Origin of the sequence: Pseudomonas sp. IT-P2 (genome assembly GCF_949767575.1) — a bacterium.
In the GTDB taxonomy this organism is placed as follows: domain Bacteria; phylum Pseudomonadota; class Gammaproteobacteria; order Pseudomonadales; family Pseudomonadaceae; genus Aquipseudomonas; species Aquipseudomonas pharyngis.
In genome coordinates, this window is the sequence record NZ_CATKQA010000004.1 from 42,588 (window position 1) to 59,317 (window position 16,730).

Below are 16,730 nucleotides of genomic sequence, written 5' to 3' on the forward strand. Positions count from 1 at the left end.
GGTATCGAATTCACTCAGGCATCCCTACCGAACCCACCAGGTCGTCCGGTTTGGGCGCGGGGAATGTACATGAGCCATCATTTCGACACCATCAAAATGTCAAACGAATGGCGTCAATTTCAAGATCGGCGTATTCGAAGTAGAAGCTGCATGAGCACTCAGGAGACATTGACCTTTGGCTTGGGAAACAGATTGTCCAGGGTCTCCAGCAGCCGCACGTGATAGATCGGCTTGCGGAACAGGTCGAGCACCTGCAACCGCAGCATGTCGCTCACATCCTCCATGTCCGCGTGCCCCGACGTCACGATCACCGGCAGATGCTGGCGCGAGGTGTGCTCGCGCAGGCGCTTGATCAGCGACATGCCGCTTTCCTCCGGCATGCGCAGATCGGTGATTACCAGAGCGATATCGGGATGGCGGGTCAGGTGATGCAGGGCGAGTTTGACCGAGGTGGCGGTATGACAGACGAAGCCTTCGCCTTCCAGCAACTCCGCCAGCTCCAGCAACGCGTCCTCTTCGTCGTCAACCAGAAGCAACTGTTGGCGTGAGGAAGAAGACACGTTCATGGGCAGTACCTGAAAGCTGAATGGTAGATCGAGTGTAGCCCGACATCAGCAAGGTGCTGGCGCAACCATGCTGTGGATTATGGCGTTGGCCGGGTTTGCGTCGTGCCGCCCAGTGACACCAGAACGTTGTTGAAGATCGCCAGCATCCGATCACCCAGCGGAGTGACGAAAACGACCACCACCACGGCGACCATGGCCACGACGATGGCGTATTCAATTGCCGACGCACCGTCTTCATGTTTGTAGAGCAGCAAAGCTCTGGCCATTAAATAATCAACGATCATTCGAAACATATGCCCACTCCTTTGCGCTCCTGGCGCCGATGTCACAGCAGCGACAAAGCGTTCGCCGTGCCATTTGAGCATTGTCAACAAACCCCCACCCAACAACTGTAAGAACGGATTAGTCATAAAGGATTAGTCGTTTCGTCAAACTCGGCATTTCGACTGCTGATTGGCCAACACCCATACTTTCGTGGGTTATTTGTCTGTCACTAATGGCGTTTTGGCTTGTTTCAGCTAGCGTGGAAATAGCGAAATAGTTGGATGTTCATAGCTGCCTGATTGCGATGTTCCCTTGGTAGGAAGTGCGGGCTGGTAGTGCAGCAGGAAAGGGAGAGCCGTCATGAACAGTCGTGTGACCATTGGCCTTGCAGCGGCGCTTTTACTGGGGGCCATCGTTGTCGGATATTGGGGGCTGGTGCTCAGCCGGCAACCTGCTCCGGTTGCCGAGGCCCCCGCGCCGACGGTGGTCACCGTCGAAAAAACCGTCGCTGCCGCCGAAGACCAGACCCGCCAGCCGGTCGTGGTCCTGGTGCGTGACGTCCCGCCCTTCACCCCCCTCACTGCCGCCGATCTGGCCGTTGAAAAACTGCGCAGCGCCCCCGCCGGCAGCCTCGGCACCATCGAGCAGGCAGTGGGTCGCACTCCGTGGCGTCACCTGAGCGCCGGCACCTGGCTCAACGAAGAAAGCTTCGAGGCCGGCGGCACACTGGCGCGCATGATCCACAAAGATGAGCGCGCGCTGGCCGTGTCAGTTGATGAAGTGATCGGCGCGGCCGGGCAGTTGATCCCCGGGGATTACGTCGACGTGCTGTTGTTCCTGCGCCAGGACGCCAGCAACCCGCAGCAGTCGGCGCAAATTGTGGTGCCGGCCATGCGCGTGCTCGGTGTCGGCGAACAATACGGCCTGACCAACGACGGTCAACCGTCCGCTCCCGCCATGAGTGCCGACGACAAGATCAAACAGGACCAGCGCCGGCTCACCGCGCGCACCGTGGTGCTGGCGGTGCCTGAACAGTTGTTGAGTCGAATGATGCTCGCCACCCAGGTCGGGACGTTGCGCCTGGCCGTGCGCAGCAGCGAAGAACAGCGCCTGGCCAGGTACTGGGCCGGCGAACGTCAGGCGCCGGACAAACTGGTGGCCGCCAACAGCCAACTCTTCCAGTTCACTCAGTTGGCGCTGGGGACCGCGCCGAAAACCGCGCCCGGCAGCGACCACAACGGTGCGATACGGCCCGCGGTGGAAGTGATTCGCGGCAATCAGACCAACCCACAAAACCCATGACTGAGCAAGGATCCAAGTGCATGCAGAGTCGTTCCTGGCCGACCTTCAATCCCGTGCTCCGGGCCTTGCTGCTGATGGGACTGTCAATCAATGCCGCGCAGGCGGCCACCGGCAACTGCGCGGCCCTCGGGCGCTTGCCGCCAGTGATCGAAATCAACGAAGGCTGGCAGCAGGACATGCAATCACCGGTGGCGATCACGCGCCTGGCCATCGGCGATCCGAAAATCGCCGACGTGCATGCCAATGGCAACTCATCGTTTCTGCTTACCGCCGTGGCGCCGGGCGCTACCAGTCTGATGGTCTGGACCGGCTGCTCCAGCGAGCCGCGCCAGAGCATGGTGTTCGTCAAGGGCGCCGCCACCTCGGCCCTCACCAACACCGGTGCGCTGCCGTCGGATGATGCGCTGTTGCCGTCCCAGGTGCAGACCGACATTCGTTTTGTCGAAGTCAGCCGCACCAAGCTCAAGCAGGCCTCGGCTTCGCTGATCGGCACCCGCGGTAATTTCCTGTTCGGTTCTCCCGGCACCTTGCCGCCCATCGACGGCGTCCCGCAACCGCGACTGCCGGTGGACAACTCGCTGTTCAACTTCTCGTGGATCGGCGGCAAGACCATGGCGATCATCAATGCCCTTGAGGGCAGCGGCTTCGCCTATACCCTGGCGCGGCCAAGCCTGGTGGCCCTCAACGGGCAGAGTGCGAGTTTCCTCGCAGGCGGGCAGATTCCGATTCCGGTGCCCAGCTCCGGCAGCGACAACGTGTCGATCGAATACAAGGAGTTCGGCATCCGCCTGACCCTGACGCCCACCATCATCAGCCACGATCGCATCGCCCTGAAAGTGGCGCCGGAAGTCAGCGAACTGGACCTCAGCAACGCGGTGAACATCGCCGGCACCACCGTGCCCGCCCTGACCATCCGCCGCACCGACACCAGCATTTCCCTCGCCGATGGTGAGAGTTTTGTCATCAGCGGTTTGATCAGTACCAGCAACAGTTCCCAGGTCGACAAGTTTCCGGGGCTGGGCGATATCCCGGTGCTCGGGGCTTTTTTCAAGAGCTCGCAGATCAAGCGCGAAGAGCGAGAGCTGCTGATGATCGTCACCCCGCACCTGGTGCGTCCGCTCTCGGCGGAGGCGCAACTGCCGTCGTTGCCGGGTGAAAAACTGCGCAACTACGACCCGAATTTCTACCGCATGTTTTTCCTGGAAAACGGTAACTTCGACAAGCGCAGCGGGTTGTCCCAATGAGCCAGAGCCTGAGTCAGACCTTCCTCGCCATCACCCGCAACAACACCGACCTGGAGTGGCTGCAAAGCGCGCTTGCGCCGTTGGGCCAGGTGGTCAGTGCCGGTGGCGGCAGCCTCGACGAATTGCTCGCGCTGGTGGACGTCACCTTCGCCAGCCTGGTGTTCGTCGGCCTCGACCGGGAACACGTGGTGGCCCAGAGCGCGCTGATCGAAGGCGCGCTGGAGGCCAAGCCGATGCTGGCGATCGTTGCCCTCGGCGACGGCATGGACAATCAGCTTGTACTCAATGCGATGCGCGCCGGGGCCCGGGATTTCGTCGCCTATGGCTCGCGCTCCAGTGAAGTGGCCGGGCTGGTGCGCCGCTTGAGCAAACGCCTGCCGCCGGTGACCCACAACGCGCAACTGGGCGGCCTGACGGTGTTGTACGGCGTACAGAGCAGTTCCGACGGCGCGCTGCTGGCCAACCATATGGCACTGGTGGTGCAAAAGAGCGGGCAGCAGACGCTGCTGCTGGACCTCGGGCTGCCCCGTGGCGACAGCCTGGCGTTGCTGGGGCTGGAGAGTTCGTTCCACTTCGGCGATGCCTTGCGTCACCTGCGCAGGCTCGACGCCACGCTGATCGACAGTGCGTTCACCAGTGCCGAAGCGGGGCTGCGGATTCTGGCCTACGCCGACAATGACGCCCCCCTGGAAAGCACCAGCGCCGCCGAGCTGTTCATGCTGCTCAGCGCCTTGCGCCAGCACTTCCAGCACATCGTCGTGAACCTCACCGGCCAGCCTGACAGCGAGGCCCTGCGGACCTTTGTCAGCCATTGCGACAAGCTGATCTGGTACACCGACCAGAGCGTGCTCGATTGCCGGCGCAATCTGGCGGTATTCAATCTGTGGCGGGAAAAAGGCATGAAGCTCGATCACGGACGGCTGTTGGTCGACCGCTATCTGAGCAACGTTGCGCCAGATGCGGACACTCTCGGCAAGACCTTCAACCTGGAAGTGATCGCGGTATTGGCCTTGAGTCCGGAGCTGCGCATGAACGCCAAGAACCAGGGCGTCAGCCTGTTTGAACTGGCGCCCAGGGAAAAACTCACCCAGAGCCTGCGGGTACTCGGCGAACGGCTGGCCAAGCGCTCCGAAGGTCTTGCCAAACCCAAGGTCACCTGGTTCGACCGGTTGCGAGGCACCTCATGAGCCCGGAAAAACTCTTCGGTGCGCCGGCGCGAGGCCAGTCGGGCAATGTTGACCACGAAGGCCTGAAACTGGTGCTGCATCGCTACATCATCGATGCCATCGAGGAGTCCGGGAAAAACCTGCTGGAAGGCTCGCGGCAGTTGCTGGCGCAATTTGTGACCGACAAGGTCGCCGAATACATCGCCCGTCTGCACCTGGCGATTTCCCGTTACGAGATGGAGCGGCTGGGGGAAGAAATCGTCGATGAGCTGACCGGCTTCGGTCCGCTGGAAGTCTTGCTGCGCGACACCGCCGTCACCGAAATTCTGGTCAACGGCCCGCACCGGGTATTCGTCGAGCGCGACGGCGTACTGCATCAGAGTGACCTGCGCTTCATCGATGCGCACCACGTCGAACGGGTCATGCAGCGCATTCTTGCGCCGCTCGGTCGGCGGCTGGACGAGTCTTCGCCGATGGTCGATGCACGCCTGCCGGACGGTAGTCGGGTCAACGCGATCATCCCGCCGATCGCCCTCGACGGCCCGTGCCTGTCGATTCGAAAATTCCGCAAGGACATGCTCAAGAGCAGCGACCTGATCGCGATGCAGACCATCGACCTGCCGATTTTCGAGTGTTTCCAGGAGGCCGTGGGCAAGCGCTGCAATATCCTGATCAGCGGCGGCACGGGCACCGGCAAGACCACGCTGCTGAACATTCTCAGCCAATTGATCAACCCCCACGAACGACTGGTGACCATCGAAGACGTCGCCGAACTGCAACTCGGCCACCCTCACGTGGTACGCCTGGAAACCCGGCCGCCGAATGCCGAGGGCCATGGCGAGGTCAAGGCCAGCGACCTGATCCGCAACGCCCTGCGGATGCGCCCGGACCGGATCATTCTCGGCGAAATCCGCGGCGTCGAAGTGCTCGACGTGTTGACGGCGATGAACACCGGTCACGACGGCTCGATGAGCACGGTCCACGCCAACAACGCCCAGGATGCGTTGCTGCGCCTGGAAACCCTGGTCGGCCTGACCGGCCGCACGGTGGCCGAACGCACCCTGCGGCAGATGATCTGCGCAGCACTCGACGTGATCATTCAGTTGACCCGCATGCCCGACGGTCGCCGCTGTGTCAGTGAAGTGGTGGAAGTGGTCGGCGTGCGTGAAGACGTGTACGTCACCAACACCCTGTTCCGTCTGGATCGACGCACCGGTTTCGGCTTCCTGCGCGAAGCGGTCAACCCGGCCGGCGACAAGTTGCGGCACGAGTCGAGTCTGGGCTGAACGCATGGAGCCTTCGTCATGATCGGACCGGTGATCCTGATTGTCCTTTGCCTGTTGCTGCTGGGGTTGTCGATTCGCCTGTTCCTGCAGGGCGTGCGCAAGACTGCCAACGAACGGGTGCTCTCTCGCCTCGCCGTCGGACAACCGCAAGCAACGGCCGAAAAAAACTCGTGGACCGGTCTGGAGCGGATGTTCCTGCGGGCAGGCCTTGGCCGGCCGAGCGAGCACTTCGGGCTTTGGCTGTCGTTGTGGGTCGTGGCCATGATGCTGGGTTATCTGCTGGCCGACTGGATCGGTCTGTTGCTGCTGATACTGGCGCCGCCGCTGATTTTGCGCTTGTACATCGCCTGGCTGTATCGACGCCGGCTCAATCGGATGATCGAACAGTTACCGCAGTTGCTCGACCACACCGTGCGCAGCCTCAAGTCCGGCCGGACCCTGAGCGATGCAGTGATGGGCGGTATCGAGGCCAGTGAGGACCCGCTGAAAGCCGCGATGGGCCGGGTGCAGCGCAACGTGCAGTTGGGGGTGAATCTGCCGGACGCGGTCAGCGATTTCGCCGAGCTCTACGAGCAGGACGAACTGCGCATGTTCGCCCTGGGCCTGAAGGTCAACCATCGCTACGGCGGCAACGCCAGCGAATTGCTGGAGAACCTGATCAAACTGATTCGCGAACGTGACCAGGGTGCCCGGCAACTGCGCGCGCTGACCGGCGAGACCCGGATGACCGCATGGGTGCTTGGATCGCTGCCTGTGATTCTGGTCAGTTATTTCATGCTGACCAATCCCGGCTACATGCTCGGCATGTGGAACGACTCCGGCGGTCGAACCATGCTGATTGTCGCGGTGGTGTTGCAGGTCTCCGGTTGCCTGGCGCTGTGGCGCATGCTGAGGAGTGTCTGACATGCTGATGCTGGCCAGTCTCATGCTGTTGCTCGGGGCGCTGTTGCTGGTCGGCAATCACCTGCTGACCGAGCGGCGTCGGGTGCGTCAGGTCAACCAGCGCCTGCAGGGGCATCTGGTGCGCGAGAACCGTTTCGGCAACTGGCTGCGGGCACTGGGCAGCAGCCGGTTCGGCCAGCGCTCTGTAAGCATCGACAGTGAAACCCAGACCCTGCTCAGCCGGCTCGGCTGGCGCCGGGCCAGCGAGCGCTCGCTGTTTGCCGCCTGCCAGATCGGCACGCCGCTGCTGACGCTGGGGCTGGGCGTGTTTCTGAAAGAGGTGTTTTTCCCCCTCGCACCCAACGGCTGGCTGGTGCCGATGATCGCCACCGGCGTTGGCTATCTGCTGCCCAAACGCCTGCTGGCATATGCCGCTGCCCGGCGGCAGAAAATCATTGCGGTGGAAGTGTCGACGTTTATTCCCCTGCTGCGAATCCTGTTCGAGTCCGGCATGGCCGTCGAGCAGGCACTGCGTGTACTCAGCAGCGAGGGGCAAAAACTGCTGCCGGAACTGACCGGCGAACTGCGTTTGATCCTGGCCCGTGTCGACTCGGGCCTGGAACTCGGACAAGAGTTGAACAAGGCGGCCGCGATGCTGGCGGTGGATGAGTTCACCGACACCTGCGTGATCCTGCAACAACTGATTCAACAGGGCGGCGGCGCGATGAAATCGTTGCTGACGCTCAAGCAACTGCTGGATGACCGACGCCTGACACGCTTGCAGGAATACATCTCGAAGATGTCGGCGAAGATGTCGGTGGTCATGATGCTGTTGCTGTTCCCGGCCTTGCTGATCGTTTTGGCGGGACCCGGTTTTACCGCAATCACCCGGGCGTTTGCGTCCTGACAATGAAAATGACAATGGCGATGGAGAGCGATTTGATGAAAGCACTGATGGTCATGGCTAGCCTGTTGCTGCTCGGCGGTTGCGCAACCGACGGTCAGGCACCGTGGACGACGATGCTGGCGCCGGCCAGCTGCAGCAAGTTGAGCTCCGAACAGGAGCTGTCGCTGAACCTCGCCGATGATCTGGTCAACGACGGCAAGCTGCACGCCAGCCTGGCCAATCTGCAGAGTCTGCCCGACAACCTCGTCGAGGTGCGGCTGCGCAAGGCCAAGGTCTATCGTCTGCTGGGACGCAGTGAAGCCGAGCCGTTGTATCGCAGTCTGCTGGGCACATGCCTTAACGCCGACGCCGAACATGGCCTGGGCCAGTTGTACGCCGCCCGTGGTGACAACGGCCAGGCGCAGGCCCACCTGCAACGTGCGGCGCGGCTGGCGCCGACCAATGAAAACATCCGCAATGATCTGGGCGTGGTGTACCTCAATCAGCTGCGGCTCGAGGACGCTCGTTTCGAGTTCCTGACCGCCATCGAGCTGAAGCAGAACAATCAGTTGGCGACGCTGAATCTGGTGACCCTGCTGCTCTACCAGAACAACTGGCAGCAAGCCGCCGAAGTGGTCAGCCGCGCGCACCTGACCCCGGAGCAGTTCAGCGATGCCCAGGAGCGTGCGGAGAAACTCAAGTCGCCGGTCAGAGCCAGACCCGTCGCTGGCAATCAGGTCGCGGTGGCGATTGATCCGCAACCGGCGATCAAGTGAGCCTCAAGGAGATGCCATGAACACGTTCAAGACCCTGTGTTGCCTGAGCCTGTTGAGTCTGCCGCTCGGCGCGCTGGCCATCGACGCCGGCCCGGCCTCGGCCCAGCAGCAGGAAACCGAAGGCTGGCTGTTGCTGCAAAGCCGCAACAAGGCCGCGTCCCCCGATCCGCAGGCGGCCACGGCCACCGAGCGTGAGCTGGCGATGCAGCGCTGGTTGAAGAAGTACAAATATGAAATCCCCGATTTCTACGACCCGGATGCCGGGGGCAAGATCGAGACAAATAACTGATTCGGGGAGACACCATGGCGTCTGTCCCGGTCGGCCCAAGGGCCGCCGGGGACAACAATCAGTGCGCCGTAACCCGCTGCCGCAAGGCCGCCGAACTCGGAGACAAGGCCAGCGCCAACTGCGTGCGGTTGTGCATGTGGGTCAGGCGCAACACCTGCGAAACGTAAAGTTTTACGGTGTTTTCGGTGATGCCCAGCTCACAGGCAATCTGATAGTTGGTCTGTCCCTTGCCCACCAGGCGCGCCACGTCCAGTTGCCGTGGCGACAGCTGATTGAAGATCGACGGGATTTCCAGCTCACCGGCCTCACGGTGCGCCTCATCACTGACGGGCGCCGGCGCGCGACGCACCTTGTCCAGATCCTGATAAAGATCATCGATGGACGACGACAGGTCCTGAAGTTTTTGATTCAGATGGCCCAGTTGCAGGGTTTTCTGCCGCTCCTGCAGCACCGCTTCCTGGCGTTGCAGGCCTTCGAGCAATTCATCCAGATTGACCGGTTTCTGGTAGTAGTCGGCAATCCCGGCGCGCAAGGCCTTGATCACGTCCTGCTTGTCGGCGCGGCCGGTGAGCATGATGGCTTCGAACGCCCGGTGTTTGCCGGCCAGCCGTTGCAGTTCCTGCACCAGTTGAATGCCGTCCATGTCCGGCATATGCAGATCGCACAGCACCAGACCGATAGCAGTGTCGCCCGTAAAACGCTCGATCGCCTCTTTGCTGGACTCGCACGGAACACAACGGTAGCCGCTGCTCTCGAGAAATTCACAGAGTTCTTCGACGATCAGAGGCTGATCATCGACAACGATGACTTTTACCGCAGATGTAAGCTTGTTCACGTGCCACTCCATGCCCGGGCCAAAAACTGACCATTCCTGTACTGTCAGCCGCTGGCTGTATAACTCGTTATTTTGAAGGTAGACCCACTTTCCGACTATGTACATAAGACTAGTGGCGCTTGGCGACTAATGGATCCAAGGTAGTGCAAGCACAAATCCGATCAGCACAAACGGCGCAAATGGCAGCTTTTTTGACACGGATGGCGCCATATACCGAAGTCGGTGCCTAAGCCCTTGACTCATATGCAGCCAGACTCTTGGCGCAAGCAGAATCCAGATCAGGCTCGCCGCACCGGCGCCGATAAAAATCCCGAGCAGCGAGACGCCGTCCGTCGCAAGACCAAGAGCTGTCATTAGTTTCACATCACCGGCGCCCATTCGGCCCATGAAATACCCGGGCAACGTGAATGCCAGGGCCACGACACAGGCCCAGCCTCCCTGCCCGGCTTCGGCGCCCATCCAGGTGGTACCGAAAGACAGCAGATAGACCAGCGCGAGAGTCCCGACGCCCAGCGTCAAAACGTTGGCAATTCGTCGTTGCCGGGCATCCTGAGCCGCGCACGCGGTCAACCAGATCAGAAGGACAAGGCTTTGCATCCGGTAAAAACCGTCCGTTTTTGCTGAATGATTCTATGCTGATACTACGCAGTGACTGTCAGGGTAGACGCACGGATGAAAACCGGCTCTCGGAAGGCGCAAAAAGGCGCGGTGGCGATTGAATTCGCCTTGGTGTTCGTGATCTTTTTCGCGGTGTTTTATGGCCTCGTCAGCTACAGCTTGCCGTTCGTGCTGATGCAGACGTTCAACCAGGTCACCGCCGAAGCCATCCGCCGCGCCGTGGCGGTCGATCCCGCGGTTCCCAACTATGCAAGCGTGCTGGTCAGCACTGCGAATGCCGCGTTGACCCAGCAATTGTCGGCGCTGCCGTCGTCGCTGAACGTGGTGGTCGGCACGGACACGTCAACGGTCTACGACCCGGCCCAGGGCACGCTCACCGTCAGCGTCAATTACCCGGTGAGCAAGCTCAATCAGGTCATCCCCTTTCTGGTGTTGCCGGGCGTCGGCGCTGTCCCCAGCCTGCCCGCCAACCTGACCGCCATTTCGAGCCTGAAATTTTGACTCCGGGTGACAACCTGCTCGGCCGCCTGCTCAAGCGAAGTATGGTCGCCAGCGATTTGCCGGACGTGCTCGGGACCCCGTTGACGGGCCTGCACATCCACCTCGACAGCGACGGCGGCGTGTTGCAAATGGCCGGCCCGCTGCGCCTGCTGCTGGCGCAACAGACGCCCCGCGACAAACCGTTGCCGTTGCACGACTACCTGCTGGCGCACTGCACGCTGGCGATCGAGGGCCGCCCGCAAGACTGGCAAGGCCAACTGCTGGATCTGGATTTCCCCGGCCTTGGCGACCAGACCTTGCACCTGCGCGGCTGGGTCCAGCCGCTGGGCGATGGCTGGCTGCTGCAACTGATCGACATTGCCGACCTGTTGTCCGAACGCCAGCAAGCGCATCAGCGCGAGGCGTGCCACATGCTCGCCGAGCAGATCAGCAAACAGTTGCGCAGCTGCAGCCTGGGACGGTTGCCGATGCTCGTCAGCGAACAATTGCAGGTGATCGCCCAGCGCTGGCAGATCCCGTGCCTGGCACTCGCCCTGCTCGATGAGCAGGAACAGGGCTGGCAGATCCATCAGCAGTTCCACGCCCATGACGCCCCGGCGCTGTGGCATGACGGCCAGCGTCTGGGCACGCCACTCGACAGCCTCAATGGCACCGGCCCGCAGCGCCTGGGTGCGCACTACGGCCAGTACGAACACTCAAGGGTCCAGGGCCTGTTCGGCAATGCCGAAGGTTTTGCCGTGCCCTACAGCGATGATCGGGGCGTGATGGCGTGGCTGCTCTGCGGTTTTTACGCGGTGGACAAGACCGCGCCGTATCTGGCCGATCGCGACTGGCTGATGCTGGCGGGCGCCCTGGCCGGGCCCCTGCTCGGTCGCTTGCGCGAGCAGCAGCATCAACTGCAACTGGAACGGCTGGAGTCGTTGCAGACAATGCTTGGCACAGGCTGGTGGGAAATCAGCCATAGCGAGCAGATTCAACTGGCCCCGACGCTGGCCGCCATCCTGCAACAGGTCAGCTCGACGCTGACGCTCGAGGCTTGGCTGAGCCTGATCCATCCCGCCGATCGCGAAGAAGTCCGCAGCCGGCTGCAAGCCCTGCAGATGCAAGGGGAAATCCTCGACCTGTGCGTGCGCCTGCAGCCTCGCGATGCCAGCCAGACGCCAGCGTGGTATCGCCTTCAGGGTCAGGTCACCGGCACCGGCGAGCACCGGCGGCTGGTGGGTTTCATGCTCGACATCAGCGACATCAAGAACCAGCAGCAACTGGCCGCTGCGGCCCATGCGCGGCTGGACAACCTGATCGCCAGTTCGCCGGCGGTGATTTATGTCCAGCACTACGCCGAAGGCGCCTTGCTGCCGGCGTTTTTCAGCGCCAGCCTGCAACCGCTGCTGGGCTGGAGCCTGGAAGACTGCGATGCCAGTGCGCTGGCAGAGCGGATTCACCCGGATGACCGTACCCTGTATTTCGAGCGAACCCGGCAACTGCTGCGCGAAGGTTCGGTGCGCGCCCGCTATCGGATGCGCGACAGTCGCGGCGATTATCACTGGCTGCTCGACGAAGCCCGGCTGTTGCGCAATGACCTCGGTCTGCCGGTGGAGGCCGTCGGTTTGTGGCTGGACGTCACCGAAGCGACGCTGGCCGCCGAGCAGGTCAGACAGAGCGAGGAACGCTACCGGATTCTGGTCGAGGACTCGCCGGCGATGATCTGCCGCTATCGCCCGGATCTGATCCTGACGTTCGGCAACCGGCCGCTGGCGACCTATCTGGAATGCGCCCCCGAAGCCCTGGCCGGGGTCGATCTGGGCAGCTGGATGTCCGACGTTCAGCGCGCGGCCTTCGTTGAGCGCCTGGCGCAGCTGACTCCGCAATCCCCCGTCAGCACCGCCGAAATCAACCTGCAATTACCGGGGCGCGAACATGCGTGGTGGGTGTGGTCGGATCGCGGCGTGTTCGATGAGCACGGAAAATTGATCGAAGTACAAGCCGTTGGCCGTGACAACACCGAAGTGCGCCGCTCTCAACAGCAGCTCACGCAAAGCGCAAAAATGGCCACCCTTGGCGAAATGGCCACCGGCCTGGCCCACGAAATCAATCAGCCGCTGAACGTCATGCGCATGGCCATCGTCAACGTACGGAAGCGCCTGAGCAACGGCGATGCGCAGATCGATTACCTGACCGACAAACTCAATCGCATCGACGCCCAGGTGCAGCGCGCCGCGAAAGTGGTGGACCACATGCGGGTGTTCGGTCGCCGCTCCGAGATCGAGCAGCAGCTGTTCAACCCGGCCAGCGCCATCGAAGGCACGCTGTCGCTGCTGGCCGAAGGCATGCGCGGCAAAGGCGTGGATCTGCGCATCAGTGAAACCGCATTCGAGGTTCAGGTGCGCGGGTACGTCGATCAGCTTGAACAGGTGTTGATCAACCTGATGGTCAACGCCCGGGATGCGCTGCTGGGCAAACGCGAGTCCGATTCAGCATTCAAGCCGTGGATTTCGATCTACGCCGAACGCGACGAGCAGAACGTGCGACTGTGGGTCGAAGACAACGGCGGCGGTATCGACCCGCGTCTGCTGGAGCGGATTTTCGAACCGTTCTTCACCACCAAACCGGTGGGCGTCGGCACCGGCCTGGGACTATCAGTGAGTTACGGGATCATCGAGAACATGGGCGGGCACTTGAGCGTGCGCAACTCGGCGGACGGTGCACGGTTCTGCATCGAACTGCCGATCGCCCCTGACGACTAGATCACCAGATAGGCCTTGCCGGTCTGGCCACAGGTCATGTTGGCGCCGACATCCACATCCATCAGGTTGATCCCCAGCCCCTTAAGCAAATTGTTCAGCAGCGGATCCAGCAGCGGACTCACCAGATTGGTGATCACCGGTTGCAGGATCGTCGTGACATCACTGATCAGGCTGGCGACGCCGGTGACAATCGCCCCCAGCGGGTTGCTGCCTTGGGGTTTGTAGACGATCAGATTGATCCCGGCGAGGGTGGTTGCCAGGCTGTTGACTATGTTGGTTGAGGGCGCGGCAGCAATCACGCTTGGCGGCAGTTTCAGGTTGGGCGGTGTGGCGAACGGATTACCGCTGGAAAACACCAGGTTCTGGGTGTTCTGCGCCACGCTGGTGTTGACCATGATCGCAATGCCGCCGGCGCCATATGGCACATGAGTACTCGGGTCACAGCTGCCGATCCCCAGAATCTTGTGGCAGGTCACCGTACCCAGATCCACCAGCGGCAAGGGTGTAACGGTGGGTTGGGCGGCAGAAGAGAAGGCGTTGGTCGGGTCGATCCTGCCCAGTTTGAGATCGGCAATCGAGGTCATGGTGCGGGCCGTCAGGCTTTTGGTGCCGGCGTTGCCGGTCGGACAACTGTAATCGGTGACATAACTGACGGCACCACCGGCGTCCAGGGTGATGTCGATCTGCGGCGAGGGCAACAGCTTCGGGTCCAGTTGCTCACAACCGGCACCGAGCAGGCAGCCGGCCGAATTCAGTGTGGCGACCAGATTAAGGCTCAACAGTGCATTGAGGGTCGGTGTCAGTGTGCCAACCAGTCCGAGTACCGCGTTGGCCAACCCGGTCACCCCGGATAACACCGGCAGATTCACCGAAAGCAGCGTGCGAATCTGCGCGGTGCGCACATAGATCCGGTTCGGCCCGGTGGGATTGGCCCTGGCCAGTGCCGGATCGCCAATGGCGGAAAACTGCGGCGGCTCGATGACTTTGACCCGCACCGTGACATTCGCCAGCCCCAGCACGCTGATCGGCAGGGTCGCGGCCACCGCACTTTTGCTGTTGGCCAGTTGAATCACGCCCTGGACCAGTTGCAGCAACTGCAGATTGGCATCCAGCCCGGCGGCCGTGGTGCCGGTCTGCAATTGCAGGATGTCGCCGAGCTTGACCGGCGCGGCATTGATCGCCGCCACTTGCAGTTGGCCCAGCGCGGTAATCACTTCAGCAGTGGCGCCGTTGAGCTGGACCGCCGTAATCGCGGCCTGGATCAGTTGCGTCACCGTGGCCTGGGTATTGAGCAACTGGCTGTAATTGCCCGCAGCCACGTTGAGGTTGATCGCCAGTTGATTCAGGTAGCCAAGCAGGTTGATGTCAGTGTTGAGCAGGCTTTCCCAGCCCAAGGCTGTCAGGTTGACGTTACCGCCAAGCAGCCCGGAAAACAGTGGATTGAGGATGTTCGATTGCGCGGTGCTGATGCTGGTCAGGTTACTGCGGATGTTCAACTGAGCGACGGTCGGCTTGGGTTTGGCCGCCACCGCCGAAGCGTAAAGCACGGTGTTGAGACTGACGGGTGTGCCACTGAACAACGCCTGCACACCGCCGGCGAAACTGGTGGTGACGGTACGGTTGGCCGCGACCTTGACCGCCTCTGATTGCGTGGCGTCCACCGTAAAAGTGCGCAGACCGGTGGCGGCTGTCGCCAACTTTCCGCAATCGATTACGAGCACGTTGTTGGCATTGGCGACAAACCCGTTGCGTGTCGCGCTTTGCCCGGCGTAACTGGCGGCGGTGAGCCCCGGCAGGCAATTGCCGCCACGGCTGACGGCTTCGAGGGCGGCGGTGTCCACCAGGCGCTGCAGTTTGCGTTGTTCCATGTACAAGCGGCCGCTGTCCACGACCAGCAGCATCAGGACCAGCGCCAGGCTGAGGGTGGCGGCCGCCATCAGGCCGATGGCTCCCCGCTGCCGGGCTGGCCCCCTGCACTGCGAATGACGCGACATGGCGCACTCCTTTGCCGGCGCACGGCCGGGCGCAACCTCCATGGATGGGTATGAGTGTAGACAGGCGCAGGCAACACTGCTGGCAACGCGCCATTTTCACCCGCCCATAAAAAACGGGAGCCATTTGGCTCCCGTACTTTTTCAACAGACTCAACGCGGTGGATAGTTGGACAGAATCCGCGCCACGGTTTCACGGATGGCATTGCTGCGATCCGCCGGGTTCGGCGTGCGGCTGAGTATTTGCTCGTCGCTGCCGCGCCACACCAGTTTGCCGTCCTTGCCGTCGAGCAGATCGACCTGAATGGTCGCCACCTTGTAGGTGATGTTGCGGGTTTCGTTGTACATCGGCGCGCCCCAGTAACCGTTCCACGGGCCACCCCAACCGCCGCCGTAGTTGGTGGTCACCTGTTGCTGGCGGTCCTCGACGATCAGGTAGGTCTGCACATTCAAATCACCTCGGGTGCCCGAGGCGGCAGGGCGCAGGCCCCGCTGATCCAGTTGGTCGGCGACGGCCTGGCGGATGCGTTGTTCGGTCAGGTCGCTCTTGATCCGTGGATCATCGGGGCGGTATTGCAGGGCGGGGTCTTTCCAGCTCCAGCTGCGGTAAGCGGCAAAGTCGCGGCTGGCGTCGAAATCATGATTGACCTGGTTCGAGGCGCAGGCACTGAGCAGCGCGGCCACGACCAGTAAAGCAAGACGGCGGAACATGGTTTTTCTCCGGTGGAAGACATGAACCTGAGGGCGCCTTCATTTGCAGAAGGCTAACCGGGAGGATACGCCGACATGGCCTTTTCGACAGCCTCCCGAATCGCATCGGTGCGATCACTTTGCGTGCCCTGGGTGCCGGTTTCGGCGCTGGCGCTCCAGACCGGCTGACCACTGCCGGCGTCGAACAGATCGACCCGCACCACCACGACCTGTTCCTGATAGGTCCGAACGATCGGCACCGTGTTGTACATCCCGTAACCGCGGCCGTAACGGTCATAACCGCCGTATCCGCCGCCGTAGTAACCGTAATCGTCCTGCACCTGACGCAGGCGGGTTTCCAGGCTCAGGTTGGCACTGACCAGCAGATCGGCCGGGCGGTTGTCATGCAGCGGGCGCAGACCGCGCTGGTCCAGCGCACTGCTGACGGCTTCGGCCACTTGCGCCGAATCCGCCCAGGCCGTGCCCGGTGGGAGTTGACCGTTGAGCCATGCCCAGCTGCGATAGCGCCCGTAATCCCGTGGCGGCGCAGGATAAGCGCTGCGGTCGAAGGTGGTCGCCGCTTGCGGTGGGGCCGGCGGCAACGGTCGCGACTGCGCCACATAAGGGTTGCTGCCCTGGCAGGCGGCCAACCCCAGACAGATCAGCAGTAACCCTGAATGACCTTTCATA

At 62.0% G+C, this 16,730-nt stretch carries 17 protein-coding genes; 10 read left to right on the forward strand and 7 right to left on the reverse strand.

What is annotated here, in order from left to right:
• Positions 1-158: 158 nt before the first annotated feature.
• Both ACM6JM_RS03060 and ACM6JM_RS03065 read right to left on the reverse strand, forming a co-directional pair.
• Positions 159-566: a response regulator gene (locus ACM6JM_RS03060; protein WP_039772480.1), complete on the reverse strand. Its 408-nt coding sequence runs from the start codon at positions 564-566 to the stop codon at positions 159-161.
• 77 nt (positions 567-643) lie between these two features.
• Positions 644-859 (reverse strand): Flp family type IVb pilin, encoded by a 216-nt coding sequence (locus tag ACM6JM_RS03065; RefSeq protein WP_092163870.1) that lies wholly within the window; start codon positions 857-859, stop codon positions 644-646.
• A gap of 331 nt (positions 860-1,190) precedes the next feature.
• Here ACM6JM_RS03065 and cpaB point away from each other — a divergent pair, with 331 nt between their 5' ends.
• Genes cpaB through ACM6JM_RS03105 form a run of 8 tightly spaced genes read left to right on the forward strand, consistent with a single transcriptional unit; the run spans position 1,191 to position 8,661 of the window.
• Positions 1,191-2,132, forward strand: coding sequence for a Flp pilus assembly protein CpaB (gene cpaB, locus ACM6JM_RS03070; protein WP_414881317.1), 942 nt, complete (start codon positions 1,191-1,193; stop codon positions 2,130-2,132).
• Between the two features lie 20 nt (positions 2,133-2,152).
• On the forward strand, positions 2,153-3,376 hold the full coding sequence (locus tag ACM6JM_RS03075) for a type II and III secretion system protein family protein (RefSeq protein WP_414881318.1): 1,224 nt from the start codon (positions 2,153-2,155) through the stop codon (positions 3,374-3,376).
• Positions 3,373-4,563 carry a pilus assembly protein gene (locus ACM6JM_RS03080; protein WP_039772487.1) on the forward strand — a complete coding sequence of 397 codons (1,191 nt, stop codon included), beginning with the start codon at positions 3,373-3,375 and terminating at the stop codon, positions 4,561-4,563. Before ACM6JM_RS03075 ends, ACM6JM_RS03080 begins: the two co-directional genes overlap by 4 nt.
• Positions 4,560-5,828: a CpaF family protein gene (locus ACM6JM_RS03085; protein WP_039772489.1), complete on the forward strand. Its 1,269-nt coding sequence runs from the start codon at positions 4,560-4,562 to the stop codon at positions 5,826-5,828. Before ACM6JM_RS03080 ends, ACM6JM_RS03085 begins: the two co-directional genes overlap by 4 nt.
• Positions 5,829-5,846: 18 nt before the next feature.
• Complete coding sequence (locus tag ACM6JM_RS03090) at positions 5,847-6,731, forward strand: type II secretion system F family protein (protein ID WP_414881319.1); 885 nt, start codon at positions 5,847-5,849, stop codon at positions 6,729-6,731.
• Position 6,732: 1 nt separating this feature from the next.
• Positions 6,733-7,617: a type II secretion system F family protein gene (locus ACM6JM_RS03095; RefSeq protein WP_039772493.1), complete on the forward strand. Its 885-nt coding sequence runs from the start codon at positions 6,733-6,735 to the stop codon at positions 7,615-7,617.
• A 35-nt stretch (positions 7,618-7,652) separates the two neighbouring features.
• Positions 7,653-8,372, forward strand: coding sequence for a tetratricopeptide repeat protein (locus tag ACM6JM_RS03100; protein WP_103387225.1), 720 nt, complete (start codon positions 7,653-7,655; stop codon positions 8,370-8,372).
• 16 nt (positions 8,373-8,388) lie between these two features.
• On the forward strand, positions 8,389-8,661 hold the full coding sequence (locus ACM6JM_RS03105; protein WP_039772498.1) for a DUF3613 domain-containing protein: 273 nt from the start codon (positions 8,389-8,391) through the stop codon (positions 8,659-8,661).
• A 58-nt stretch (positions 8,662-8,719) separates the two neighbouring features.
• Here ACM6JM_RS03105 and ACM6JM_RS03110 read toward each other — a convergent pair whose 3' ends face one another.
• The gene (locus ACM6JM_RS03110) at positions 8,720-9,496 is read right to left on the reverse strand and encodes a response regulator transcription factor (protein ID WP_039772513.1); all 777 of its coding nucleotides are present in this window, start codon (positions 9,494-9,496) and stop codon (positions 8,720-8,722) included.
• A gap of 126 nt (positions 9,497-9,622) precedes the next feature.
• Positions 9,623-10,093 carry a prepilin peptidase gene (locus ACM6JM_RS03115; RefSeq protein ID WP_103387220.1) on the reverse strand — a complete coding sequence of 157 codons (471 nt, stop codon included), beginning with the start codon at positions 10,091-10,093 and terminating at the stop codon, positions 9,623-9,625.
• A 75-nt stretch (positions 10,094-10,168) separates the two neighbouring features.
• Between ACM6JM_RS03115 and ACM6JM_RS03120 the strand changes: the two genes are divergently transcribed.
• Positions 10,169-10,615, forward strand: coding sequence for a TadE/TadG family type IV pilus assembly protein (locus tag ACM6JM_RS03120; RefSeq protein WP_039772502.1), 447 nt, complete (start codon positions 10,169-10,171; stop codon positions 10,613-10,615).
• Complete coding sequence (locus ACM6JM_RS03125; RefSeq protein WP_414881320.1) at positions 10,612-13,359, forward strand: ATP-binding protein; 2,748 nt, start codon at positions 10,612-10,614, stop codon at positions 13,357-13,359. The genes ACM6JM_RS03120 and ACM6JM_RS03125 overlap by 4 nt, the downstream gene beginning before the upstream one ends.
• Here the strand turns inward: ACM6JM_RS03125 and ACM6JM_RS03130 are convergent.
• From ACM6JM_RS03130 to ACM6JM_RS03140, 3 genes are all read right to left on the reverse strand, one after another.
• Positions 13,356-15,353 carry a pilus assembly protein TadG-related protein gene (locus ACM6JM_RS03130; protein WP_414881321.1) on the reverse strand — a complete coding sequence of 666 codons (1,998 nt, stop codon included), beginning with the start codon at positions 15,351-15,353 and terminating at the stop codon, positions 13,356-13,358. The genes ACM6JM_RS03125 and ACM6JM_RS03130 overlap by 4 nt on opposite strands.
• A gap of 150 nt (positions 15,354-15,503) precedes the next feature.
• Entirely contained in the window at positions 15,504-16,061 is a 558-nt protein-coding gene (locus ACM6JM_RS03135; RefSeq protein ID WP_414881322.1) for a DUF4136 domain-containing protein, read from the reverse strand.
• A 53-nt stretch (positions 16,062-16,114) separates the two neighbouring features.
• Positions 16,115-16,729 (reverse strand): DUF4136 domain-containing protein, encoded by a 615-nt coding sequence (locus ACM6JM_RS03140; RefSeq protein ID WP_039772508.1) that lies wholly within the window; start codon positions 16,727-16,729, stop codon positions 16,115-16,117.
• Position 16,730: the final 1 nt, after the last annotated feature.

Excerpts from the sequence above, each read along its gene's own strand:
- ACM6JM_RS03060 (WP_039772480.1), bottom strand. The coding sequence starts at position 566 with ATGAACGTGTCTTCTTCCTCACGCCAACAGTTGCTTCTGGTTGACGAC.
- ACM6JM_RS03065 (WP_092163870.1), bottom strand. The coding sequence starts at position 859 with ATGTTTCGAATGATCGTTGATTATTTAATGGCCAGAGCTTTGCTGCTC.
- cpaB (WP_414881317.1), top strand. The coding sequence starts at position 1,191 with ATGAACAGTCGTGTGACCATTGGCCTTGCAGCGGCGCTTTTACTGGGG.
- ACM6JM_RS03075 (WP_414881318.1), top strand. The coding sequence starts at position 2,153 with ATGCAGAGTCGTTCCTGGCCGACCTTCAATCCCGTGCTCCGGGCCTTG.
- ACM6JM_RS03080 (WP_039772487.1), top strand. The coding sequence starts at position 3,373 with ATGAGCCAGAGCCTGAGTCAGACCTTCCTCGCCATCACCCGCAACAAC.
- ACM6JM_RS03085 (WP_039772489.1), top strand. The coding sequence starts at position 4,560 with ATGAGCCCGGAAAAACTCTTCGGTGCGCCGGCGCGAGGCCAGTCGGGC.
- ACM6JM_RS03090 (WP_414881319.1), top strand. The coding sequence starts at position 5,847 with ATGATCGGACCGGTGATCCTGATTGTCCTTTGCCTGTTGCTGCTGGGG.
- ACM6JM_RS03095 (WP_039772493.1), top strand. The coding sequence starts at position 6,733 with ATGCTGATGCTGGCCAGTCTCATGCTGTTGCTCGGGGCGCTGTTGCTG.
- ACM6JM_RS03100 (WP_103387225.1), top strand. The coding sequence starts at position 7,653 with ATGAAAGCACTGATGGTCATGGCTAGCCTGTTGCTGCTCGGCGGTTGC.
- ACM6JM_RS03105 (WP_039772498.1), top strand. The coding sequence starts at position 8,389 with ATGAACACGTTCAAGACCCTGTGTTGCCTGAGCCTGTTGAGTCTGCCG.
- ACM6JM_RS03115 (WP_103387220.1), bottom strand. The coding sequence starts at position 10,093 with ATGCAAAGCCTTGTCCTTCTGATCTGGTTGACCGCGTGCGCGGCTCAG.
- ACM6JM_RS03120 (WP_039772502.1), top strand. The coding sequence starts at position 10,169 with ATGAAAACCGGCTCTCGGAAGGCGCAAAAAGGCGCGGTGGCGATTGAA.
- ACM6JM_RS03130 (WP_414881321.1), bottom strand. The coding sequence starts at position 15,353 with ATGTCGCGTCATTCGCAGTGCAGGGGGCCAGCCCGGCAGCGGGGAGCC.
- ACM6JM_RS03135 (WP_414881322.1), bottom strand. The coding sequence starts at position 16,061 with ATGTTCCGCCGTCTTGCTTTACTGGTCGTGGCCGCGCTGCTCAGTGCC.
- ACM6JM_RS03140 (WP_039772508.1), bottom strand. The coding sequence starts at position 16,729 with ATGAAAGGTCATTCAGGGTTACTGCTGATCTGTCTGGGGTTGGCCGCC.